We start from the raw sequence: 21,640 nt of genomic DNA, 5'->3' as shown, positions 1-21,640 counted from the left end.
TTGGCGCCGCCTGAGACGAGGCGAGTTCCGCCTGGTGGGAATCAGTTCGCGACGCTCCGGTAAGCGCTTGCCAAGTAGTCGCGGGCACCGCAGGATGGGCAGCCTGATCCGCCCATCAGGAAGGTGCTCGATGACGAACGTGTTCAGTAGGAGGAGCTTGCTCGGAGCTGGGGGAGCCGTGGCCGGAGGGGTCGCGTTAGGCTCGCTCGGCATGGGCCAGGCCGCAGCTACGTCGGCCTCGGCGGCAGGTCTCTGGCAGTCCGAGCGAGTCCGCTACGACGCGAAGTACCGGCTGGTGTACTCCGCCGACGCCGAGGGGAACCGGATCCCCGACTTCAGTTACGCCGGCTACAAGCACGGCGACAGTCCGATCCCGCATGTCCGGACGGTCAGAACCGTTCGGCCGGTCGACGGTGACAACACCGCGCAACTGCAGGCGGCGATCGACGAGGTCGGCCGGCGCGACCCTGATCGTGATGGCTTCCGTGGTGCGCTACTGCTTGCCCCAGGCAACTATCAGGTGGCCGGCACGCTGAGAGTCGACCAGTCCGGCGTCGTACTGCGAGGCTCCGGTGATGGTGCTGATCCCAGGCGCAACACGATCATCCAGGCAACCGGCAACACGCCTGTCGCGCGAGACGTGATCGTGCTCGGCGGCGGCGCAGCGGCGACCGGGTGGAAAGGGCAAGTAGCAGGCACGCGCACCGATATCACCAGTGACTGGGTGCAGGTTGGGTCTCGGTCGTTCGAGGTCGCCGATGCCAGTGCGCTCAAAAAGGGTGACAACATCATCCTGATCCACCCCTGCACCGAAGCCTGGCTGGCCGCGATCGACCATGGCGGTACGGCGACGGACGCGGGCTGGGTGGTCGACAGTCAGCCGATCACCTACAACCGCTACGTCACGTCGATTCGCGGGAACACGGTGACAGTCGACGTGCCGCTGTTCGAGCATCTGCGGCGTGAGCTGTCGCAGTCCTACCTCTATGTCTGGGACCGCGCCGGCCTGGTGACCGGCGTCGGGGTGGAGAGTCTGCGGATCGACATCCAGTTCGCGGGGGATCCGGACGTGGACGAGGCGCACGCGTGGGTTGGGGTGAAGGTCCGTCAGGTGGAGGATGCGTGGGTGCGGGACAGCACCTTCCTGCACTTCGCCAAGGCGGGAGTCGAGACCACCGAGGCGACCCGGGTGACGGTCCGGAACTGCCGGGCCTTCGATCCGGCCTCGGTCGTCACCGGTGGGCTGCGCTACAACTTCAACTGCGAGTCGTTCTCGCAGCAGGTGTTGTTCGCGGACTGCCACGCGACCAAGGCCCGGCACGCCTTCATCTCGAACGGGGCCAGCAGCGCCTCGGGCATCGTCTTCCTGCGCGGTACTTCGGAAGGCGCGCTCGCGTCGAGCGAAGGGCATCGGCGGTGGAGCCAAGGGCTGCTGTGGGACAACCATCGCGATCTCGCCCCGAAGGTCGACCTGACGTTGGGGATCTACAACCGCGGCGACTACGGCACCGGACACGGCTGGGCGACATCGCACTCGGTCGGCTGGAACTGTGACACCGGGACCGCCAGGCTCGTCGTCCAGAAGCCGCCCACGGCGCAGAACTACGCGATCGGTTGCCGGGGAGTGATCACCGGGGACGGTCCGTTCAGCCAGCCAGCCGGTTATATCGAAGGCGCCAATCGAGCCGGGTTGTTCCCGCCGTCGCTCTACCAGGCGCAGTACGTCGACCGCCACCGCTAGCCAAAGGCTCCAGAAACACAAAAGCCTCGCGAGGCACCACGACCTGGGGGATCGAAGGTACCCCGCGAGGGATCAAGGAGCCGGAAACTCCATCGCTTGAACGGGTTCCGGCCGGCTGCGTTCTGTCTGACCCCCCAGGCAGTCCCCCCACCTCACAGCCGGCCGAAGCCACGTTCGGCGATGTCACCAGCACCAGGCCCTCCCAGCCGGTGCCCGGATCTCCCGCGCTGACTCAAGGTTGCCGTGGTCACGCTCCGTGGCACAGGGACGGAACCCTGACAAAGCCCTGACAAATGCGGGGTGACAACGAACGCCTCGTCACAATCTTGCGGATTGTGACGAGGCGTTTGCTTTCTGTGCCCGGAAATGCGCTGAAATCAGCGCGGAAAATCCGTCAGCGCAGATATCCGGAGACCGCTTTGGTGAATCCGACGATCCGGTTCAGCGGAGCGCCGTCGTCGAGCTCTTCGGATTCATTTACGGACGGGGCCGGAATTCCCTCACCCTTGCAGCTGAGGTCCCTGGCCGGTGCGACGCCGGTGGTCAGGAAGGTGTTGACGATCTTGTCGGCGCACTTGTTCACGCCGCCGTAGATGCCGTGGTCGCCCTCGCCTGTGATCGTGAGCAGCCGCGACCCGGCGTACCGCTGGTGGGCCGAGGTGGCCAGCGACAGGTTGGTGGCGGGGTCGTTCACCGATTGCACCATCAGGGTCGTAGGCAAGCCCTTGCCGGTCGGCGTGGGCATCGCGAGCGCCGGACGATCCCAGTAAAGACAGGGGTTCTCGTTCATGCCCCAGCCGAGCAGCGGGTACTTCGGGCCGAGGCGGGCGGCCAGCTGGTCGCCGTACTCGCGGCCCTGTGGCCAAGGGGTGTCGTTGCAGGTGACCGCGGTGAAGGTCGCGTTCTCGGCGTCGTCGGCGAAGGCCTGGCCGCCGACCGAGCGTCCGAGTGGCGGGAGGCCGACCGAGCCGCGGGTCGCACGCCGGACGAGTTCGTGCTGACGAGCCACCGACAGTGCGTCGACCTTGCGTTGGGCGGCGCGCGGGCCACCCTTGGCCTGTTCGGCGGAGAGTTCGCGCAGAAATGCGAGATCGAGTGCCAGCGACTGGAAATCAGCCTTTGTATACATATCGCCGGAGATGATCTGGTCTAGTGCGTTCTGGTCGTAGGTGATCTTCACCGAGCCGTCCAGGAACTCTTCGACCGCCGGCTGCTTTTTCAGTTCCCGGCGCAACCGCTCATAGGTCCTGATCACCAAACGTGGCGACGCTCCCAGGTTCAGGTCGGCATCGTGCGCGGCCGCCCAGGTGGCGAAGTCCTCCCGGAAGCGCCGTTCGAACGCCTCCGGCTGGGCCGTGAAGGTGTCCGACCAGGGCCGGGTGAAGTCGGTGTTCGAGTCGAGCACGAACCGGCCGACGTGAGCGGGGAAGTAGGTCTGGTAGTACGCGCCGAGCCAGGTGCCGCCCGAGTAGCCGACCCAGTCGATCTTGTCGTAGCCGAGCAGCTGCCGGATCAGGTCGATGTCCTGGACGGTCTGCGCGGTGTTGACGTAGGGCAGCAGACCGCGGGACTGGCGTTCGCAGTACGGCCTGGTCAGCTCGGCGGCCTCGGTGATGAGGGCGAGGTTCGCGCTGTCGCGGTCCCGGGCGTCCATGGTGAAACCGGGGGAGCCTTCGCAGGTGACGTTGGCGCTGTCACCGGTACCGCGGGGGTCGAAGCCGACGAACAGGTGATCGCTACCGAGGCCCGGCTGGCTCGCCAGGTACGGCGCCATCCCGAGACCCGCGCCGCCAGGGCCACCGGGGTTGCCGAAGACGACTCGGCTGGGCCGCTTGCTCTTGCCGGCCGGAGTCACCTTGCTGACGGCGAGATCGATGTCGTTGCCGGAGTACTGGTTCGACCAGTCGCGTGGGGCGGTGACCTTGGCGCAGTACGTCCGGTACTCCGGATCGCCGCACTGCGTCCAGACGAGTTTCTGCTTGAGGTACCGATTGGCCACCTTGTTCGGACCGGTCTGGACCCGTTCGGTCCCGGTCTGCAACGAGGCGGTGGCCCCCGAGCCCGGAACGGCGAGCAGAGCAGCGGTGCTGATACCCAGGGCGACGGCCAGGGTACGGAACTTCATACGTTCTCCAAGGAATGGCCAAGCGTGATCGGACCGTCGCAATCTGTCATGTCCTGTAGTCGCGGTCGAGCACCACCCCCTCAAAGCGTGACCGCGCCGCTACGATCGAGCCGATGCTGACGCTGCTGAGGTACGCCTACCGGGTGGTGCCAGGCGCGACGGTGGCGACCCTGCTGCTGTCGCTGGTCGCCGCCGGCACCGGCGCGTTGCTCAATCTGCTGATCGGCCGGGTGGTCGGCGAGATGCCGGCCGTGCTCGACGGGGCTCCGCTCGGCTCCTTCCTGGCGCTGTTCGTCACCTTCGGCATCGTGTTCGTGATCGGCGGCCTGCTGCCCGACCTGCAGGTCGTCTCGGAGTGGACGCTGGCCAACGCGACCGCGCACGACCTGTGGCCGCGACTGGCCAGGCCGATGCTCGAACCGCGCCGGATCGCCCATCTCGACGACCCGGCCGTACTCGACGAGCACGAGCGGGCTCGCGGCGCTCACGGCTGGGCGATCGGCGCATCGCTCGTCCACGTGGTCGGCCTGATCTCGGCCCGGCTCAACCTGATCGCCCAGGGGATCCTGGTCGGCGTGCTCTTCGACTGGCTGGTGGCGGGCGTGCTCGCGGTCGCCGTCCTGGCAACCGAGAGGCTGCAGTCGCGGCAGCTCAGCGGCGAGATCGACGCGTACCACGGCATCACGGAAGGGCAGCGGCGCGCTCGGTACCTGTTCGAGCTCGGGACTGACGAGGGCGCCAAGGAGTTGCGGGTCTTCGGGCTGCACGGGTGGCTGGTCCAGCGTTATCGGGCCGAGTGGACCGCGGCGATTCTGCCGATCTGGCGAGTACGGCGTCGCGGGTCGATCGCGGGATTGCTCCCGCTGGCTGGGTTTCAGGTCCTGTTCGCGGCGGCCATCGTGCTGGTTGCCGTCCGTGCGTCTCGGGGAGAGTTGAGTGTTGCCGAGGCCGCGACGGTGTTGCCGGCGGTCCTGACCTTGGCGGTGACCAGTACGCCGTACACGGTGCTGCAGGTGGGGCGCGGGCTGACGGCGTACAAGGCGATGGTCAACATCGCGCACGTGATCAACGAGCGGCATCCCGAGCACGGTGAGGTCGAGCTGGATCTCACCGGCGCGCCTCGGGTGGCGGTGCGGTTCGAGCAGGTGAGTTTCAGTTATCCGGGCAGTGAGCGGAAGGTGTTCGACGGGCTCGACCTCGAGTTGCGGGCCGGTGAAGCGCTTGCCCTGGTGGGGATCAACGGCGCTGGGAAGTCGACGCTGGTCAAGTTGCTGACCGGTGCTTATCAACCGACCAGTGGGCGGATCACGGTCGACGGGGTCGACCTGGCCACGCTCAGTCCGGCCTCGCTGGAGAGTTGGCAGCGACAGATCGCGGCGATCGTCCAGGACTTCGCGCAGTATCCGCTGCCGGTCAGCGACAACATCGGCTTCGGAAACGTCGCGCAGGAGGGCGATCGGGCGGCGCTGGTCGAGGCTGCTCGCCGCGCCGGGGTGGATGACCTGGTCGAGGGGCTGCCGAGCGGCTGGGAAACCGTGCTGGACAAGGCGTGGGCGGGCGGCGTCGATCTGTCGGGTGGCGAGTGGCAGCGGATCGCGTTGGCTCGCGCGTTGTTCGCAGTACAGGGTGGGTCGCGGGTGCTGGTGCTCGACGAGCCGGCGGCGGCGCTCGACGTACGGGCTGAGGCGCGGTTGGTCGCGGAGTACCTGGAGCTGACCCGGGGAGTGAGCTCGCTGATCATTTCGCACCGGTTCTCGGTGGTTCGTGACGCGCAGCGGATCTGCGTGCTCGACGGCGGCCGGATCGTCGAGTCGGGGACGCACGACGAACTGCTCGCGGCGAGCGGCCGGTACGCGACGATGTTCCGGCTGCAGGCTGATCGCTATCTCGGCGGTGACGGGGATGCGTGATCACTTGCGGACCGTGCCGCTCTGGTTCGCCACGGCGTTCCGGGCGGCTCCGCTGCATTCGTCGCTCAGCTTGTTGCTGTGGTGTCTGCGGGCGGTGACAGCGCCGATCAGCACGTACGGCGTGAAGCTGGTCGTCGACGGTGTCGCGGGCGCCGGGGAGGGGACGATCCGCTCCGGGATCCTGCTTCTCGTCGGGGCTTCCACTGTGCTGCTGCTGACCTCCTTCGCCGGCTATCTGCGGGACGCGACCGCCGATCGGGTCGAACGCGCGGTGGTCTCCGACATCCTGCGACTCACCACGCACATCCCGGGCATCGAGCATCACGAGCGGCCCGATGTCGCGGACCGGTTGTCGCAGCTGCGGGACGACGCGCGCGAGCTCGGGTACTTCGCGGTGTTGCTGATCGACCTGTTGTCAACTGTCGTCAATGTTGCTTTGGTGCTGGCGTTGCTGTGCAGTGTGCATCCGGTCTTCGCCGGGCTGATCTTGCTGGCGTTCGGGCAGGTGTGGGCGGCCGGGGTGAGCACGAAGTGGCGGCAGGAAGCGGCTGAGCGGATGCAGCCGCACAACCGGCTCGTGCGCGAGTTGATCGCGATCAGCAAGGATCCCCGGCAGGCGGTCGAGCTGCGGGTGTTCGGGCTCGGGGAGACGATGCTCGGGCGGATCCAGGAGCAGGCCAGGATGGCTGCCTGGCATGAGCGCCGCGGGTTGCTGCGCGGGGTGGGGATCCGGTCGCTGGGGCGGATCGTCTTCCGGCTGGGGTACCTCGCCGCTGTGGTCTATCTGATCGTGCAGGCTCGTAGAGGTGCTGTGTCGGTTGGGGATCTGGCGCTGGTGGTGTTGCTGGCGCCGCAGGTCGACGGTGCGGCGTCGGAGGCGGGGGAGAGTGTCACCTATGTAGGGCAGGCGTTGCGGCAGTTCGGCGTCTACCGCTGGTTGCGCGACTACGCCCGCGATCACGCGTGGGAGGACAGTGTCGCGGCGGCGCCTGAGCGGTTGCGAGAGGGGATCGAGCTGCGTGGGGTTTCGTTCTCCTATCCGGGAACTGACGAGCGGGTGCTGGAGTCGGTCGACCTGATGATCCCGGCCGGGACCAGCGTTGCTCTGGTGGGGGCTAATGGCGCCGGGAAGTCGACGCTGGTCAAGTTGCTGTCGCGGATGTACGACCCGACAGCCGGGCAGATCCTGGTGGACGGCGTACCGCTGAGCTCTCTGGATCCCGAGAGTTGGCGGGGGCGGTTGTCGGCGGGGTATCAGGATTTCGTGCGGTACGAGTTCACGGCTCGCGAGGTGGTCGGGCTCGGGGATCTCGCGCGGGTCGATGACGATCAGGCGATCCGTACTGCGTTGGCGCGGGGCGAGGCCGAGGCGGTCGTCGCTGAGCTGCCGACGGGACTGGATACGCAGCTGGGGACGCAGTTCGCCGGCAGCGCGGAACTGTCGGGCGGGCAGTGGCAGCGGTTGGCGTTGGCTCGGGCATTTCTGCGGGAGCGGCCGTTGCTGTTGCTGCTCGACGAGCCGACGGCCGCGCTCGATCCTGAGGCGGAGCACGCTTTGTACGAACGGTTCGCGGAGGCGTCGAAGGAGACTGCCGCGCTGACCGGTGGGATCACGGTGCTGGTGTCGCATCGCTTCTCGACGGTGCGGATGGCGGACCTGATCGTGGTGATCGACGACGGCCGGCTGGTGGAGGCGGGCAGCCATCGGGAGTTGCTGGCGGCCGGCGGGCGGTACGCGGAGCTGTTCGAAGTACAGGCTCGGGCTTATCGCTGACGGGTTTTGTCGGCGGCCGGTTCTATCGTCTGCGCATGGGTGATTGTGGCGAGTTGGTGATCGGGCAGCTGGAGTTCTACTGGGACTTCCATCTGCGACCGAGGCTGGAAGGGCTGACCGACGAGGAGTACCAGTGGGCGCCGGCGCAGCCCAGCTGGACGGTGCATCCTGACAGCAACGGCAAGGTCGTGGTCGATGGGGAAGCGTCGCCGCCCTCGCCGCTCCCGGTGCCGACGATCGCCTGGCGGCTGGTGCACATCGCGATGGGCTGCTTCGCCGTACGGCACAGCACCTTCTTCGACGACACGATCGATGCGCCGATGTTCGACCCGCGGCACGTGCCGTCCGACCTGCCGATCACCGCCGATGCTGGGCTGGCGTTCCTCGACCACTGGTACGGCAAGTGGCGCGATGCGATCAGAAGCCTCAACGACGCCGGCCTGGCCAAGCCGCTTGGCCCGGACGGCGGCCCCTTCGCCGACGACTCGATGCTCGCCCTGATCGTCCACCTCAACCGCGAGACGATGCACCACGGCGGCGAGATCTGCCTGCTCCGCGACCTCTACCGCGCCAACCAGGAGGGCCGATGACCGCCTTCGACCTGCACATCGTCTTCGACTGCGCCGACCCCGACCTGGTGGCCGGCTTCTGGCGGGAAGCCCTCGGCGACTACGACTTCCCGATGCCGGTCCCGGACGGCTTCACCAGCTGGGACGCCTGGGCCGACGCACAAGGTATTCCGGTCGAGCAGCGTCCTACCGGTCGCACGCTGGTCGACAAGGTCCGCGACCGCCCGGACATCTTCTTCCTCAAGGTCCCGGAGCCGAAGGCAGGCAAGAACCGCCTGCACCTCGACATCAAGGTCGCACCCGGGCTGTCGGGCGACGCGCGCCGCAGCAGGATCCAGGAGGAAGCCGCCCGCCTGACAGCCCTCGGCGCCACGATCATCCAGCGACCGGAGGATCCGGACGACCTCCATCTCGTGTTGCAGGACCCCGAAGGCAACGAGTTCTGCGTGGCCTGAGTCAGAGCTCGAGGCCCGTGTGGGTCTTGATGTGGTCGGGGAGTGCGTCGTGGGTGTCGCCGGTGGTGGGGGTGCCGGCTGGGTCGATGACCAGGATCTGGGCGCCTTGGTCGGAAGACGGGCAGTGGTAGATCCCCTTCGGAACGACGAAGAGGGACCCGGCCGGGAGTGAGACGGTGCGTTCGTCAGGGTCTCGGATACCGATGTCGAGATGGCCTTCGAGGACCAGGAAGAGTTCGTCGGTGGTGTCGTGGACGTGCCAGATGTAGGCGCCCTTCACATGCGTCACCCGGACGTCGTAGTCGTTGATCCGGGCGGCGATCCGGGGGCTCCAGAGCTCGTCGAAGGTGGTCAGGACGGCGCGCAGGTCGATCGGTTCGTTGGTCACGTCACCAGCGTGACCGGATGCGCCGCCGTGTGGTGAGTGCTAGAAATGGCGTATGTCGAAAGAATCCTCGCACCGGGTCGCGGTGATCGTCGACGCGGGCTCCAACCCGTTCGAGCTCGGCGTCGCGACGGAGTTGTTCGGCCTGCGCCGCCCCGAGCTGGACCGTGAGTGGTACGAGCTGGTCCTTTGTACGTCGGAGCCCGCGATCGCCATGCACAACGGCTTCTTCACTCTGACCGGAGTCGGCGGCCTGGAGCAGGTCGACGACGCGGACACCGTGATCGTGCCGAACCGTCCCGACCCCGAAGTGCCGCCGTCGCCCGCCGTCCTCGACGCCGTACGCCGGGCTGCCGCGCGCGGCGCGAGGCTGGTCAGTTTCTGCACCGGCGCCTTCACCCTGGCCGCCGCCGGCGTGCTCGATGGGCGCAGGGCGACCACGCACTGGCGCTGGGCCGAGCTGTTCAGCACGATGTACCCCGACGTGCTGCTGCAGCCCGACGTGCTGTTCGTTGACGACGGCAACATTCTGACCGCCGCCGGGAGCGCGGCGGCGCTCGACCTCGGCCTTCACCTGATCCGGCGCGACCACGGCGCCGAGGTCGCGAACGCCGTCAGCCGCCGACTCGTTTACACCGCGCATCGCGACGGCGGCCAACGCCAGTTCATCGACCAACCGTTGCCACCTGTCGCGGACACTTCGTTGGCGCCGCTGCTCAGCTGGATCCAGGAGCGGCTCGCCGCCCCGCTCACGATCGCCGAGATCGCCACTCAGGCGGCGATGAGCCAGGCGACACTCCATCGCCGCTTCCAGTCCGAGCTCGGCACGACTCCGCTCGCCTGGCTCACGGCCGAGCGAGTCGCCCTGGCCTGCAGACTCCTGGAGGCAGGCGAGATCAGGCTGGACGCGGTCGCGAGGAACTGCGGGCTCGGGACGGCGACCAACCTGCGGATCCAGCTCAGGCGGCGTACCGGTCTGACACCCAGCGACTATCGCCGCCGGTTCGCGTTGAAGCTCTAGGCGTCTTCCTCGGCCGACGGGTCGGTGTGCAGCCGGATCTGCTTCACCCGGACCGTGCCGTCGCCATACAGGTCGAGCTCGCGGTGCGCGCCATCGGCCGCCCAGCCGGAGTCGGTGTAGAAGCTCCGCAGTACGTCGTCGGTCGAGTTGATCCAGACCGTGACCCGACGGAAGCCGTCGGCGCGGATCGTGTCGACGACCGCGTTGAGCAGCCGCGAGCCGTGTCCGGCCCGGGTCGCCTCGGGGTCGACCGCCAGCTCGGCGACCAGCGCGTCGTGGCGCGGGTCGGAGTCAGGGTCGTCGGAGGCGGTGATCGCGGCGAAGCCGACCAGCGTCCGGCCGGCCAGCGCGACCATCACCCGGTTGCGCGCCTCGCCCGGAGCGATCAGCGCGGCCCGCCACTGGGCGGCGAACTGGGCCGCGTCGAGGTCGGCGAGCACCTCGGCCGGCAGCAGTCCGTCGTACGCGCGACGCCAGGCGGCGACCTGGATCTCGCCGATCGCCTCCGCCTCGGCCGGCAACGCCAGCCGCACACTCGACTCGGCGATCGGCTCCTCGGCAGCGCCCATCGCGGTCAGGCTTTCCGGTTCCGGCACACCGAGGTCGTCGTGATTCATACCGGCATCCTTTCAAAGCCCCCGACAAAGGCCTTCGGCAGGACACCCGTCGGGGAGGTGTCCTGCCGAAGGCGGTGCGGAAAAGCTCAGTAGGTGAGCTTGCGGAGCAGCGTCTCGGCCGGGCCGCGGTACGAGCGCTTCTTCATCTGGTAGGCGGCGATCACCGAGATCGTCCAGACCAGTACTGCGGCCCCGGCAGCGGTGTAGGCGGTGTTGCCGAACCGGTCGCCCAGGTTGAGGGTGAAGGGCGCCAGCAGGATCATCCAGGAGACCGACTGGAACAAGTAGCCCGACAGCGACCGCTGACCGAGTGCGGAGATGGCCTGGACCGGCAGGCTGGTCTTGTTGATCCGGATCACCAGCAGAGCGAAGAGGGCGATGTAGCCCGGGCCGCCGTACTGGCCGCTGAGGTTGTGCAGGAACTCCATCTTGCTCATCGCGGCCTCGTCGACGTGCAGCCAGCCGGCGGCGACCAGAGCCTGCGGCAGGCCGCCGAGGAAGGTGATGCTCATGGCGACCACGGCGACGCGAGTCAGCAGGGTCTTGTGCGCTGCCGGGTTCTCCAGCACCTGCTTACGGGCGGCCCAGATGCCGAGCCAGACGATCACGACGAAGCCGAGCACGAAGGCAGTGTGCGCCGGGTACTCGTGCAGCCGATCGACCATGCTCGACCAGTAGTTGGTGGCGCCCAGCGAGGGGTTCGGGCTGTTGGTCATCACGTGCGCCGGGCCGGAGCTGTTGACGGTGGCCAGCACGGTCAGGGCTGCCGCTACCAGTACGTAGACGACCTGGGCTCCCCAGATCCACAGGACGATCTTGTGGAACCGGTCGCCGCGGTTGAGCAGCACCAGTGTGCAGACGATGCCGACCAGCCCGTACGCGCCGAGGAAGTCACCGAAGTACAGCAAGGTGGCGTGCACCAGCCCGAAGGCGACCAGCCAGGCGTTCCGCTTCAGCAGGATCTTCCGTACGCCGCTCGCCGTGGTGCCCGAGTTGCGCTGGCGGCGGGCCAGCTGGACCAGGCCGTAGCCGAACATGACGGCGAAGACCGGGTACGCCCGGGCGTCCACCAGGGTGATCTTCAGGAAGTTGAGGATTCTTTCCAGCCCGTGCGGGCTGCCGTTCAGGCCGGGCTGGCCGGCGAAGGCGAAGTTGGCGGCGTTCGCCAGCCCGATCAGCAGCAGCATCCCGCCGCGGATCAGGTCCGGCGCCAGCGCTCGCTCCGCGCCGGTGACCGGGCCCCGGTGGTCCGTCGCGATCAGTGTCGTGGTCATGGGAGGCGTCCTTAAAACTGTGGAGGGGTTGAGCTGTTGTCCTAGATCCTGCTCTCCCGCCGGTCGCCGACCCAGCGGCCTGACTCCACTTCCGGGGTGGTGCTAGCACCACTTGTGACACTTCTTGTGCGATCAGCAGACTAAGTGTCACAAGTCGGCTATGCTCGGGCGCATGGACAGCTTCCAGGCGACGATCGACGCCGACGGCCGGATCGAGCCGCGCGACGCGATGCCCGACGGGTACCGCAAGACCCTGATCCGGCAGATCGCACAGCACGCGCACTCCGAGATCATCGGCATGCAGCCCGAGGGCAACTGGATCAGCCGCGCGCCGTCACTGCGCCGCAAGGCGATCCTGATGGCGAAGGTCCAGGACGAGGCCGGTCACGGCCTCTACCTGTACGCCGCCGCCGAGACCCTCGGCGTCGACCGCGCCGAGCTGCTCGACCTGCTGCACGCCGGCCGGCAGAAGTACTCCAGCATCTTCAACTATCCGACCCTGACCTGGGCCGACATCGGCGCGATCGGCTGGCTGGTCGACGGCGCCGCGATCGTCAACCAGGTGCCGCTGTGCCGCTGTTCGTACGGTCCGTACGCGCGGGCGATGGTGCGGGTCTGCAAGGAGGAGTCGTTCCACCAGCGGCAGGGGTTCGAGATCCTGCACACGCTGTGCAACGGCACCGAGGCGCAGCAGGAGATGGCGCAGGACGCGCTGAACCGCTGGTGGTGGCCGAGCCTGATGATGTTCGGCCCGCCGGACGCGAGCTCGACCCACTCGGAGCAGTCGATGGCGTGGGGGATCAAGCGGCACAGCAACGACGAGCTGCGGCAGCGCTTCGTCGACATGACCGTGCCGCAGGCCGACGTGCTGGGCCTGCGGGTGCCCGACGACGACCTGCGCCACGACGAGGCGACCGGGCACTACAGCTTCACCGAGCCGGACTTCACCGAGCTCTATGAAGTTGTCAAGGGCAACGGTCCGTGCAACCAGCAGCGGCTGGCGCACCGGGTCAAGGCACACGAGGACGGCGCCTGGGTCCGCGAGGCCGCGGCGGCGTACGCCGAGAAGCAGGCCGCCAAGGCGCAGGGGAGTGCAGCATGATCGAGCCGCTCTGGGAGGTCTTCGTCCGGTCCCGCCGGGGCCTGTCGCACGTGCACGTCGGCAGCCTGCACGCGCCGGACGCCACGATGGCGCTGCGCAACGCGCGCGACGTCTACACCCGTCGGCAGGAGGGTGTCTCGATCTGGGTCGTCCCGGCCACCGACATCACCGCGTCGAGCCCGGACGAGAAGGACGAGTTCTTCGACCCGGCCGGCGACAAGGTCTACCGGCACCCGACCTTCTACACGGTCCCGGAAGGCGTCGAGCACCTGTGAACGACCTCTTCACCTACACGCTCCGGCTCGGTGACGACGCGCTGATCTCGGCGCAGCGGACCGCCGAGTGGATCGCGGCTGCCCCGCAGCTCGAGGAAGACGTTGCTCTGGGCAACATCGGTCTCGACCAGCTGGGTCAGGCCCGCTCGCTGCTCCAGTACGCCGGGGTGGTCGAGGGCGCCGGCCGGTCCGAGGACGACCTCGCCTACTTCCGCGACGAGCGCGCGTTCCTCAACGCGCAGCTGTGCGAGCTGCCGAACGGCGACTTCGCGCAGAGCATCGCCCGGCTGCTGTACTTCGCGACGTACCAGCATCTGCTCTACGAGGAGCTGCGCGGCTGCGCCGACGAGACCCTCGCAGGTGTCGCGGGCAAGGCGGTGAAGGAGGTCGCGTACCACGTCGACCACGCCACCCAGTGGGTCCTGCGCCTCGGCGACGGCACCGAGGAGAGCCACCGGCGCATGCAGGCCGGCCTGGACGCGATGTGGCCGTACACGGCGGAACTGTTCGCCTCCGACGAGTTGGTGCAGCGGCTCGACGTCGCGGTCGATCCGTCGACGCTGGAAGAGCAGTGGCTGAGCCGGGTCACGCAGGTGATCGACGAGTCGACCTGCGAGCGGCCGACCTCGTCGTACCAGCACAGCGGTGGACGCGATGGTCGTCACACCGAGCACTTCGGTTTCCTGCTGGCCGAGCTGCAGCACATCGCGCGCGCTCATCCGGGTGCCTCATGGTGACCGACACCGCGATCATGGCGGCGGTCGGCGAGGTCGCGGACCCCGAGGTGCCGGTGCTGACGATCGCCGACCTCGGCGTACTGCGCGGTGTCCGGCACGAGGGCGACGAGGTGGTCGTCACGATCACCCCGACGTACTCCGGCTGCCCGGCGATGGACCTGATCAAGCACGAGGTCGAGCTGACCCTCAGTTCGCTGCACTTGAAGGGCCGGGTCGAGACGGTGTTGTCGCCGGCCTGGACCACGGACTGGATGAGCGACGAGGGCAAGGCCAAGCTGACGGAGTACGGGATCGCGCCGCCGACCGGTCGCCGGGCCGTCGGGGGACCGGTGTCGCTGAACCTCACGCTGCGCTGCCCGCTGTGTGGGTCGCCCGACACGAGCGAGCTGAGCCGGTTCGGGTCCACGTCCTGCAAGTCGCTGTGGCGGTGCAACTCCTGCCGCGAGCCCTTTGACCATTTCAAGGTGATCTGAACGATGACGACGATGACCAGGCGCCGCGCCACCTTCCACCCGTTGCAGGTCCAGGCGATCGAGGTGCTGACCGACGACTCGGTCGCGATCACGTTCGACGTCCCGGCAGAGCTCGCGGCGGAGTACGAGTTCGCCGCGGGCCAGCACCTGACCGTGCGGCGGCCGGGGGAGGACCTCCGGCGCAGCTACTCGATCTGCTCGCCGGCCGGGTCCGGCGTACTGCGGATCGCGGTCAAGCGGATCCCAGGCGGCGAGTTCTCGTCGTACGCCGCCGCTGGGCTGAAGGTCGGCGACACGATCGACGTGATGACGCCGCTGGGCCGGTTCGGCACACCGCTCGACCCCGCGAACGCGAAGCACTACGCCTTCGTCGCGGCCGGCAGCGGGATCACCCCGGTGCTCTCCCTGGTCGCGACCATCCTCAAGGTCGAGCCGCAGAGCCGCGTCACCTTGCTCTACGGGAACCGCACGGCGGGCTCGGTGATGTTCGCCGACGATCTCGCCGACCTGAAGGACGTGTACGCCGAGCGCCTGCACCTGGTGCACGTGCTGTCGCGCGAGTCGACGGAGGTCGAGCTGTTCAACGGGCGGATCGACAGCGAGCGGCTGGGCCGGATGATCGCCACCATCCTGCCGGTGCAGTCGGTCGACGAGTGGTTCCTCTGCGGGCCGTACGCGATGGTCGTCGGCGCGCAGGAGTTGCTGATCGACCAGCAGGTGCCGCGCGAGCGCATCCACGCCGAGTTGTTCCATGTCGGCGACGAGGCCCCGGTGGCTCGGGTCGAGGAGACGGTCACGGACGCGGAGGCGGCCGAGGTCACGGTGATCCTGGACGGCCGCCGCTCGACGTTCCCGCTGGGGGAGCACGCGAAGGCGGTGCTGGACGCGACGCTCGCAGTACGGTCGGATGCTCCGTTCGCCTGCAAGGGCGGCGTGTGCGGCACCTGCCGGGCGAAGGTCGTCGAGGGCACGGTCCGGATGGACACCAACTGGGCGCTCGAACCGGACGAGATCCGGGCCGGCTACGTGCTGACCTGCCAGTCGCACCCGACCAGCGACAAGGTCACGCTCGACTTCGACGCCTGATTGCAGGAAGCTGCAGACGCGCTCCACGGAGCTCCTGCTTGGGGAAGAATCCTCGGCTCAGCTTCTTGAGCCTTGGGGGCCGCGGATGTCACGACGCTGGACGACGTTGGCCACGCTCGGCGCACTCGTTGCAGGCCTCCTGATCACGATGCCGGCGGCCGCTGGATCCAGCCGGCCGATCGCCTGGGAGCTTTGCAGCGAGTTGTTCCCGGAGTACGACTGCGCGACGGTCGAGGTGCCGCTGGACTACGACGACCCGAGCGGTCCGAAGATCCCGATCGCGCTGTCCCGGCTGAAGGCCACGGACCCGGAGCGCCGGATCGGCTCGCTGTTCCTGAACCCCGGCGGCCCGGGCGGATCGGGCACCGAGTTCGTCCAGGGCCTCGGCCCGTGGCTGTACTCCGACGAGGTCCGGGCGCGCTTCGACCTGATCGGCTTCGACCCGCGTGGAGTCGGGCGCAGCTCGCCGCTGACCTGCTTCCAGACCCAGGAGCAGGCCGACGCGGTCAAGGCGCCGTTCGCGTTCCCGGTCACTGCGGCCGAGGAGCGCGCGTGGGTCGGCTTCGACCGCGCCTACACCAGGTCGTGCCGGAAGTACGCCGGGCCGATCATCAACCACATGTCCACCGCCAACGTCGCCCGGGACCTGGACCGGCTGCGCGCCGCGGTCGGTGACCAGCAGCTGACCTACGCCGGCTTCTCGTACGGCAGCTACATCGGCTCGGTCTACGCGAACCTGTTTCCCACCAAGGTCCGCGCGGTGATCATCGACGGCATCCTCGATCCGGTCACGGTCGCGACCGGCCGCGGGCTCGAGTGGCTGACCAAGTCACCGGAGTCCCGGGTGCACAGCGAACAAGGGTCGTACCAGTCGCTGCTGCAGTTCTTCCAACTCTGCGACGCCGGCGGGCCGAGGTGCGTCTTCGGCGGCGGCCACTCGAAGGCCCGGTACGACGCCCTCGCGGCCCGGCTGCGCAGGAAGCCAGTTGAACTCCCGGACGGTTCGCGAGTCACCTACGCCGACCTGGTGACCGAGACTCTCAACAATCTGCACTCCTCAGCGACCTACCACGTACTGGCCAGGTACCTCCACGCTGTCGGGTCCGGATCGGTTCCGCAGCTGAGCAAAGCGCTTGCCGGTACGCCGTACTTCCCAAGCAGTGAAGGCTTCAACGGCGTCTGGTGCACGGACGCGCTGAAGCCGGCCCACCCCTCCGCCTGGGCGAACGCAGCCCATGCCGCTGATCGCAAGTGGCCGTACTTCGGCCGCGCGTGGAACTGGTCGGCGAGCGTCTGCGCCGACTGGCCGGGTCACGACAGCGACCGCTACCTCGGGCCTTTCACCCAGCGCACCGTCAATCCGGTGCTGGTGATCGGCCAACGCTGGGATCCCGCGACCCCGTACGAGCAGGCGGTGAGCACTTCGAAGCTTCTCGGCAACGCCCGGCTCCTGACCGTCAACGGCTGGGGTCATACCTCGCTGTTCACCTCGAGCTGTGCCGATGCGAAAGCCAGCGCCTACCTGCTGACCGGTGCGCTGCCGGCGGCCGGGACGGTCTGCCAGGTCGAGGGCATCCCGTTCGGCGAAGGCACCGAACCGCTGGCCGGCACCAGACCCGTCCTGCGATGGCGGTGAGCGATCGCGTGCGCTGAAGGTCGCTCCGTGTGGCTTCCCGGAACTGTCGGCGGGCGCTGAAAGAATCAGCGCTCACGACTGATGGGGGTGGGGCGCCGTGATGGGGCGTTCGCATGCGTTGTCCGGCTGGGTTGCCGGGTTGGCCGTCGCGCCGATGGTCGGCCTGACCTCGGTGGCGGAGGTGGTTCCGTTCGCCGCCGCGACCGCGGGCTATGCGCTGTTGCCGGATCTCGATCACCCGGGCGCGGGTGCGTCCCGGTTGCTCGGGCCGCTGACCGGGTTCGTGTCGAGTGTGGTCCGCGCGTTCTCGAGCTTGCTGTACTCGCTGACCAAGGGACCACGCGACGAGGACGGCACTGGTCAGCACCGGCATGCGAGTCACACGCTGGCGGCGGCGATCCTGCTCGGCATGGCTACGTCGAGCGCTGGTGCGGCCGGTGGTTGGCGCGCAGTACTGGCGGTGGCTTTGCTCGGGTTGATCCTGGCTGCTGATGCGCTGGGCGACTGGGTGTTGACGCTGGTGCTCGCCGCGGGCGCCTGGACGATCGCGGGCACTTGGTTGCCGGGGGAGTCTGCTGCTCACAACCTGCATGCGGGGCTGGACAGCATCGGCAGCTGGATCGGGGTGGCCGTTGCTGTCGGCATGTTCGTGCACTGCCTGGGCGACAGCCTGACCAAGTCGGGATGCCCGTGGTTGTGGCCGCTGCCGATCCGCGGCGAGACCTGGTACGAGATTCGCCTGCCGCGGCTCCTGCGGTTCCGGACCGGCGGCTGGGTCGAGAACCTGCTGATCGCTCCCGCCCTGGTCATCGCCGGGGTGCTGCTGCTCCCCGGCGGGATGGCGATCGCCGAGAACCTCTACAACGCGATCCTGTCGACCACCTCGGTCTGGATCGCGGACGGTTCCTGAGGGGGAGGGTGGTGCGCCGCAGTAGGGTCCAGCGGCGACGCACCACCCTCGGGGAAATCAGCTGGTCGCTTCAGGGGCGGACCAGCTGGAAGCACGCCTTCGGACAGTCACTGTCCTGCAGTTAGTCTCACCCGCCGGTGGCCCGGTTGGCCCTCGAACCCGGTGTCCAAATCCGGCATGGCAAGAACCAGACGTCTAGCGCAGGTCCTGCGGCCGGCCGAGCACATCCTGAGCGCGACCGAGCAGGTACGACGGGTGGCCGGCAGCCTCCAGCGACGCGGCGAATCGGCGTTGGTTGCGCAGCGACGGCCAGGCCTCCCAGCCGACCAGCGCCAAGGTCAGCACGCCGCCGAGCAGCACCAGCCAGTAGCTCTGGGCCACGAAGCCGAGTGCGATCCCGACGAAGAAGACCGACTCGCAGATCGCGAAGCGCAGCAGGGTCGAGGTGGAGAAGCGCTGCCACGACTGCTTCTCGATCGCGTCGGGGGTGCCGCCCGGGCCGAGTGGCTGGGTGCGGAAGCCGGCGAGTTCGCAGTACGAGTAGGCGCCGGCGGCCAGCACGGCGACGACGATCGGCTCCCAGCCGCCGGGCAGCTCGGAGTGGCCGCCGTCGGCCAGCACGAACCACAGCGCGACGGTGATGAACGGGATCGGGTAGATCATCGCTTGGGTCAGGAACTTCAGAGCGGCGGCGGGCGGCCTCGTGGTGGTCACCGGAGGAGGCTATCTGCTCCGGAAGTCACGAAATAATGGACGAAGAGTGATGAGATGCCTACGGAGAGTGTTTCCAGGAAGTTTTTCGGATTTTTTTGGTGGAAGCTGTAACGACCACGGGTGCGGCACCGATAGGACGAGTGAGCCTCGTGGCTGCCCGGACCCCCGAGCGGACAGCCACGAGGCCTACTCATTTCCTGAGGCCTGGGAGCGGTAATCTGAGCTCCATGTCCTCTCCCGCACCTTCCGCCGCCACGGCCCTTCCTTTTGGCCGGCTGACCACGGCGATGATCACCCCGTTCCGGCCTGACGGCTCGCTCGATCTCGACGCCGCCCAGCAGGTCGCCACCAAGCTGGTCGACGAGGGCAACGATTCCCTGATCGTGAACGGCACCACGGGTGAGGCGCCGACCACCACCGATGCCGAGAAGGTGCTGATCATCCGCGCCACGCTCGAGGCGGTCGGCGACCGCGCGAAGGTCGTCACCGGGGTCGGCTCGAACAACACCGCGCACAGCGTGGAGTCCGCGAAGGCCGCCGAGGCTGCCGGCGCGCACGGCCTGCTGGTCGTCACGCCGTACTACAACAAGCCGCCGCAAGAGGGCATCAAGCTGCACTTCACCACCATCGCCGACGCCACCGGTCTGCCCGTGATGGCCTACGACATCCCCGGCCGGGCCGGGGTGCCGATCACCACCGAAACACTGCTCGCGCTGGCCGAGCACCCGCGGATCGTCGCGGTGAAGGACGCCAAGGGCGATGTCGCCGCCTCGACGAAGGTGCTGGCCAACTCCGATCTGTTCTACTACTGCGGCGCCGACGAGCTGAACCTCGCCTGGCTGGCGATGGGCGCGGTCGGGATCGCCAGCGTCGTCGGGCACGTCGCCAGTCCGCAGTACCGGCAGTTGATCGACGCGGTGGTCGCGGGTGACCTCGCGACGGCGCAGCGGATCGACCGGCAACTGGTGCCCGCCGTCGAGGCGATCATGACCCGGACCCAGGGCGCCATCATGGTGAAGGCCGCGCTCAAGCTGGCCGGTGTGATCGAGCACGCGACGCTGCGCGCGCCGCTGGTCGAGGCGACCGGGGAGCAAGTGGACTGGCTCACCACCGACCTCAAGACGGCAGGACTGATTGCATGAGCCACCCGCACCCTGATCTGCAGGCACCGGCGCCACTGGCGGCCGGCGCGCTGCGCGTGATCCCGCTCGGCGGCCTCGGTGAGGTCGGCCGGAACATGACCGTCTTCGAGTACGACGGCAAGCTGCTGATCGTCGACTGCGGCGTGCTCTTCCCGGACGAGAACCAGCCCGGTGTCGACCTGATCCTCCCGGACTTCCAGCCGATCCGGGAGCGTTTGGACGACATCGTGGCGGTCGTCCTGACGCACGGCCACGAGGACCACATCGGCGGCCTGCCGTACCTGCTGCGCGAGCGCGGCGACATCCCGGTGGTCGGCTCACAGCTGACCCTGGCGCTGCTCGAGGGCAAGCTCAAGGAGCACCGGCACCGCAACGTTCCGCTGCAGACCGTCCGCGAGGGCGAGACGGTGCAGTTCGGCCCGTTCGCGTGCGAGTTCGTCGCGGTCAACCACTCCATCCCGGACGCGCTCGCGGTGGCGATCCGGACCCCGGCCGGCCTGGTGCTGCACACCGGTGACTTCAAGATGGACCAGTTGCCGCTGGACAACCGGATCACCGACCTGCGCGCTTTCGCCCGGCTCGGCGAGGAGGGCGTCGACCTGTTCATGGTCGACTCCACCAACTCCGAGGTGCCCGGCTTCACCACCCACGAGCGCGATATCGCGCCGGTGCTCGACGGCGTCTTCAGCAAGGCGGCCAACCAGCGCATCATCGTGGCCTGCTTCGCCTCGCACGTGCACCGGGTCCAGCAGGTGATGGACGCGGCCGTGAAGCACAAGCGCAAGGTCGCGTACGTCGGCCGCTCGATGGTCCGCAACATGGCAGTCGCTCGCGACCTGGGCTTCCTGACCGTGCCCGGCGACACCCTGATCGACATGCGCGAGCTGGACAACTACCCGCCCGAGCAGGTCGTGCTGGTCTCCACCGGTTCGCAGGGCGAGCCGATGTCGGCGCTGTCGCGGATCGCGGCCAACGATCACCACGTGGTCCAGATCCAGCCCGGCGACACCGTCGTGCTGGCCTCCTCGCTGATCCCGGGCAACGAGAACTCGGTCTTCCGGGTGATCAACGGCCTGACCCGGCACGGCGCGAACGTGATCCACAAGGGCAACGCCCTGGTGCACGTCTCCGGTCACGCCTCGGCCGGCGAGCTGCTCTACTGCTACAACATCGTCAAGCCCCGCAACGTGATGCCGGTGCACGGCGAGATCCGGCACCTGCACGCGAACGCCGAGCTGGCCCGGCAGACCGGCGTACCGGAGGCCAGTGTGGTGGTGGTCGAGGACGGCGTGGCGGTCGATCTGGCCGCGGGCAAGGTGGTCATCGCGGGCAAGGTCGAGTGCGGTTACGTCTTCGTGGACGGCTCCACCGTGGGCGACATCACCGAGACCCAGCTGAAGGACCGCAGGATTCTCGGCGACGAGGGTTTCATCTCGGTGATCGCCGTGATGGACTCTGTCACCGGCAAACTGACCGCAGGGCCGGAGATCCAGGCACGCGGGTTCGCCGAGGACGACACCGTCTTCGACGACCTGAAGCCGAAGATCGAGGCAGAGATCGCCAAGGCGATCGGGAGCGGGGTGGACGACATGTACCAGTTGCAGCAGGTCATCCGCCGCGTGGTCGGTAAATGGGTCAGCGACACGCATCGTCGCCGGCCGATGATCATCCCGGTCGTCGTGCAGTCCTAATAC

The 21,640-nt window shown here is 68.2% G+C and carries 20 protein-coding genes; 15 read left to right on the top strand and 5 right to left on the bottom strand.

Translation table 11 applies throughout. The features are described 5' to 3' along the window. Window positions 1-211: 211 nt before the first annotated feature. Window positions 212-1,741 (top strand): hypothetical protein, encoded by a 1,530-nt coding sequence (locus AB0P21_RS05095; RefSeq protein WP_363693784.1) that lies wholly within the window; start codon window positions 212-214, stop codon window positions 1,739-1,741. Window positions 1,742-2,135: 394 nt separating this feature from the next. Here the strand turns inward: AB0P21_RS05095 and AB0P21_RS05090 are convergent, their stop codons facing one another. Then, the gene (locus tag AB0P21_RS05090; RefSeq protein WP_363693783.1) at window positions 2,136-3,866 is read right to left on the bottom strand and encodes an alpha/beta hydrolase; all 1,731 of its coding nucleotides are present in this window, start codon (window positions 3,864-3,866) and stop codon (window positions 2,136-2,138) included. A gap of 113 nt (window positions 3,867-3,979) precedes the next feature. On the opposite strand from AB0P21_RS05090, the gene AB0P21_RS05085 reads away from it, so the two are divergent. The 4 genes from AB0P21_RS05085 to AB0P21_RS05070 are packed head-to-tail and all read left to right on the top strand — an operon-like array spanning window position 3,980 to window position 8,574. Beyond that, complete coding sequence (locus AB0P21_RS05085; protein ID WP_363693781.1) at window positions 3,980-5,776, top strand: ABC transporter ATP-binding protein; 1,797 nt, start codon at window positions 3,980-3,982, stop codon at window positions 5,774-5,776. Beyond that, on the top strand, window positions 5,769-7,550 hold the full coding sequence (locus AB0P21_RS05080) for an ABC transporter ATP-binding protein (RefSeq protein ID WP_363693779.1): 1,782 nt from the start codon (window positions 5,769-5,771) through the stop codon (window positions 7,548-7,550). Before AB0P21_RS05085 ends, AB0P21_RS05080 begins: the two co-directional genes overlap by 8 nt. Window positions 7,551-7,585: 35 nt before the next feature. After that, the gene (locus tag AB0P21_RS05075; RefSeq protein ID WP_363693778.1) at window positions 7,586-8,140 is read left to right on the top strand and encodes a DinB family protein; all 555 of its coding nucleotides are present in this window, start codon (window positions 7,586-7,588) and stop codon (window positions 8,138-8,140) included. Next, on the top strand, window positions 8,137-8,574 hold the full coding sequence (locus AB0P21_RS05070) for a VOC family protein (protein ID WP_363693776.1): 438 nt from the start codon (window positions 8,137-8,139) through the stop codon (window positions 8,572-8,574). Before AB0P21_RS05075 ends, AB0P21_RS05070 begins: the two co-directional genes overlap by 4 nt. 1 nt (window position 8,575) lies before the next feature. On the opposite strand, the gene AB0P21_RS05065 is transcribed toward AB0P21_RS05070, so the two are convergent. After that, complete coding sequence (locus tag AB0P21_RS05065; protein WP_363693774.1) at window positions 8,576-8,962, bottom strand: cupin domain-containing protein; 387 nt, start codon at window positions 8,960-8,962, stop codon at window positions 8,576-8,578. Between the two features lie 52 nt (window positions 8,963-9,014). Between AB0P21_RS05065 and AB0P21_RS05060 the strand changes: the two genes are divergently transcribed. Further along, the gene (locus AB0P21_RS05060; protein ID WP_363693773.1) at window positions 9,015-9,980 is read left to right on the top strand and encodes a helix-turn-helix domain-containing protein; all 966 of its coding nucleotides are present in this window, start codon (window positions 9,015-9,017) and stop codon (window positions 9,978-9,980) included. Here the strand turns inward: AB0P21_RS05060 and AB0P21_RS05055 are convergent. Beyond that, window positions 9,977-10,597 carry a GNAT family N-acetyltransferase gene (locus tag AB0P21_RS05055; RefSeq protein WP_363693771.1) on the bottom strand — a complete coding sequence of 207 codons (621 nt, stop codon included), beginning with the start codon at window positions 10,595-10,597 and terminating at the stop codon, window positions 9,977-9,979. The genes AB0P21_RS05060 and AB0P21_RS05055 overlap by 4 nt on opposite strands. 86 nt (window positions 10,598-10,683) lie before the next feature. Then, window positions 10,684-11,871 (bottom strand): DUF418 domain-containing protein, encoded by a 1,188-nt coding sequence (locus tag AB0P21_RS05050; RefSeq protein ID WP_363693769.1) that lies wholly within the window; start codon window positions 11,869-11,871, stop codon window positions 10,684-10,686. Window positions 11,872-12,043: 172 nt separating this feature from the next. Between AB0P21_RS05050 and paaA the strand changes: the two genes are divergently transcribed. The 7 genes from paaA to AB0P21_RS05015 all read left to right on the top strand — a co-directional run bounded on the left by paaA (window position 12,044) and on the right by AB0P21_RS05015 (window position 18,090). Next, a complete protein-coding gene (gene paaA, locus AB0P21_RS05045) occupies window positions 12,044-12,973 on the top strand; it encodes a 1,2-phenylacetyl-CoA epoxidase subunit PaaA (RefSeq protein ID WP_363693768.1) in 930 nt (309 codons plus the stop codon). Further along, complete coding sequence (gene paaB, locus AB0P21_RS05040; RefSeq protein ID WP_363693767.1) at window positions 12,970-13,248, top strand: 1,2-phenylacetyl-CoA epoxidase subunit PaaB; 279 nt, start codon at window positions 12,970-12,972, stop codon at window positions 13,246-13,248. Before paaA ends, paaB begins: the two co-directional genes overlap by 4 nt. Beyond that, window positions 13,245-13,985: a 1,2-phenylacetyl-CoA epoxidase subunit PaaC gene (gene paaC, locus AB0P21_RS05035; RefSeq protein WP_363693766.1), complete on the top strand. Its 741-nt coding sequence runs from the start codon at window positions 13,245-13,247 to the stop codon at window positions 13,983-13,985. Before paaB ends, paaC begins: the two co-directional genes overlap by 4 nt. After that, a complete protein-coding gene (gene paaD, locus AB0P21_RS05030; protein ID WP_363693765.1) occupies window positions 13,979-14,458 on the top strand; it encodes a 1,2-phenylacetyl-CoA epoxidase subunit PaaD in 480 nt (159 codons plus the stop codon). The genes paaC and paaD overlap by 7 nt, the downstream gene beginning before the upstream one ends. A 3-nt stretch (window positions 14,459-14,461) precedes the next feature. Next, window positions 14,462-15,544 carry a 1,2-phenylacetyl-CoA epoxidase subunit PaaE gene (gene paaE / locus AB0P21_RS05025; protein WP_363693764.1) on the top strand — a complete coding sequence of 361 codons (1,083 nt, stop codon included), beginning with the start codon at window positions 14,462-14,464 and terminating at the stop codon, window positions 15,542-15,544. Window positions 15,545-15,629: 85 nt separating this feature from the next. Further along, window positions 15,630-17,180 (top strand): alpha/beta hydrolase, encoded by a 1,551-nt coding sequence (locus AB0P21_RS05020; protein WP_363693763.1) that lies wholly within the window; start codon window positions 15,630-15,632, stop codon window positions 17,178-17,180. Window positions 17,181-17,280: 100 nt separating this feature from the next. Then, a complete protein-coding gene (locus AB0P21_RS05015; RefSeq protein WP_363693762.1) occupies window positions 17,281-18,090 on the top strand; it encodes a metal-dependent hydrolase in 810 nt (269 codons plus the stop codon). A 195-nt stretch (window positions 18,091-18,285) separates the two neighbouring features. On the opposite strand, the gene AB0P21_RS05010 is transcribed toward AB0P21_RS05015, so the two are convergent. Beyond that, on the bottom strand, window positions 18,286-18,804 hold the full coding sequence (locus AB0P21_RS05010; protein ID WP_363693761.1) for a hypothetical protein: 519 nt from the start codon (window positions 18,802-18,804) through the stop codon (window positions 18,286-18,288). 227 nt (window positions 18,805-19,031) lie between these two features. On the opposite strand from AB0P21_RS05010, the gene dapA reads away from it, so the two are divergent. Next, a complete protein-coding gene (dapA, locus tag AB0P21_RS05005; protein WP_363693760.1) occupies window positions 19,032-19,946 on the top strand; it encodes a 4-hydroxy-tetrahydrodipicolinate synthase in 915 nt (304 codons plus the stop codon). Beyond that, on the top strand, window positions 19,943-21,637 hold the full coding sequence (locus AB0P21_RS05000; protein ID WP_363693759.1) for a ribonuclease J: 1,695 nt from the start codon (window positions 19,943-19,945) through the stop codon (window positions 21,635-21,637). Before dapA ends, AB0P21_RS05000 begins: the two co-directional genes overlap by 4 nt. Window positions 21,638-21,640 lie beyond the last annotated feature (3 nt).

Source organism: Kribbella sp. NPDC056861, assembly GCF_040687575.1.
Taxonomy (GTDB): Bacteria; Actinomycetota; Actinomycetes; order Propionibacteriales; family Kribbellaceae; genus Kribbella.
Note: the sequence above shows the minus strand (reverse complement) of the source record. Positions and strands in the feature narration are given on the sequence as shown.

What these genes read in the sequence shown, in the direction of transcription:
- paaD (WP_363693765.1), top strand. Translation starts at nt 13,979, where the DNA reads ATGGTGACCGACACCGCGATCATGGCGGCGGTCGGCGAGGTCGCGGAC.
- AB0P21_RS05070 (WP_363693776.1), top strand. Translation starts at nt 8,137, where the DNA reads ATGACCGCCTTCGACCTGCACATCGTCTTCGACTGCGCCGACCCCGAC.
- AB0P21_RS05085 (WP_363693781.1), top strand. Translation starts at nt 3,980, where the DNA reads ATGCTGACGCTGCTGAGGTACGCCTACCGGGTGGTGCCAGGCGCGACG.
- AB0P21_RS05015 (WP_363693762.1), top strand. Translation starts at nt 17,281, where the DNA reads ATGGGGCGTTCGCATGCGTTGTCCGGCTGGGTTGCCGGGTTGGCCGTC.
- paaB (WP_363693767.1), top strand. Translation starts at nt 12,970, where the DNA reads ATGATCGAGCCGCTCTGGGAGGTCTTCGTCCGGTCCCGCCGGGGCCTG.
- AB0P21_RS05000 (WP_363693759.1), top strand. Translation starts at nt 19,943, where the DNA reads ATGAGCCACCCGCACCCTGATCTGCAGGCACCGGCGCCACTGGCGGCC.
- AB0P21_RS05090 (WP_363693783.1), bottom strand. Translation starts at nt 3,866, where the DNA reads ATGAAGTTCCGTACCCTGGCCGTCGCCCTGGGTATCAGCACCGCTGCT.
- paaA (WP_363693768.1), top strand. Translation starts at nt 12,044, where the DNA reads ATGGACAGCTTCCAGGCGACGATCGACGCCGACGGCCGGATCGAGCCG.
- AB0P21_RS05060 (WP_363693773.1), top strand. Translation starts at nt 9,015, where the DNA reads ATGTCGAAAGAATCCTCGCACCGGGTCGCGGTGATCGTCGACGCGGGC.
- AB0P21_RS05075 (WP_363693778.1), top strand. Translation starts at nt 7,586, where the DNA reads ATGGGTGATTGTGGCGAGTTGGTGATCGGGCAGCTGGAGTTCTACTGG.
- AB0P21_RS05095 (WP_363693784.1), top strand. Translation starts at nt 212, where the DNA reads ATGGGCCAGGCCGCAGCTACGTCGGCCTCGGCGGCAGGTCTCTGGCAG.
- AB0P21_RS05050 (WP_363693769.1), bottom strand. Translation starts at nt 11,871, where the DNA reads ATGACCACGACACTGATCGCGACGGACCACCGGGGCCCGGTCACCGGC.
- AB0P21_RS05020 (WP_363693763.1), top strand. Translation starts at nt 15,630, where the DNA reads ATGTCACGACGCTGGACGACGTTGGCCACGCTCGGCGCACTCGTTGCA.
- AB0P21_RS05055 (WP_363693771.1), bottom strand. Translation starts at nt 10,597, where the DNA reads ATGAATCACGACGACCTCGGTGTGCCGGAACCGGAAAGCCTGACCGCG.
- dapA (WP_363693760.1), top strand. Translation starts at nt 19,032, where the DNA reads ATGTCCTCTCCCGCACCTTCCGCCGCCACGGCCCTTCCTTTTGGCCGG.
- paaE (WP_363693764.1), top strand. Translation starts at nt 14,462, where the DNA reads ATGACGACGATGACCAGGCGCCGCGCCACCTTCCACCCGTTGCAGGTC.
- AB0P21_RS05080 (WP_363693779.1), top strand. Translation starts at nt 5,769, where the DNA reads ATGCGTGATCACTTGCGGACCGTGCCGCTCTGGTTCGCCACGGCGTTC.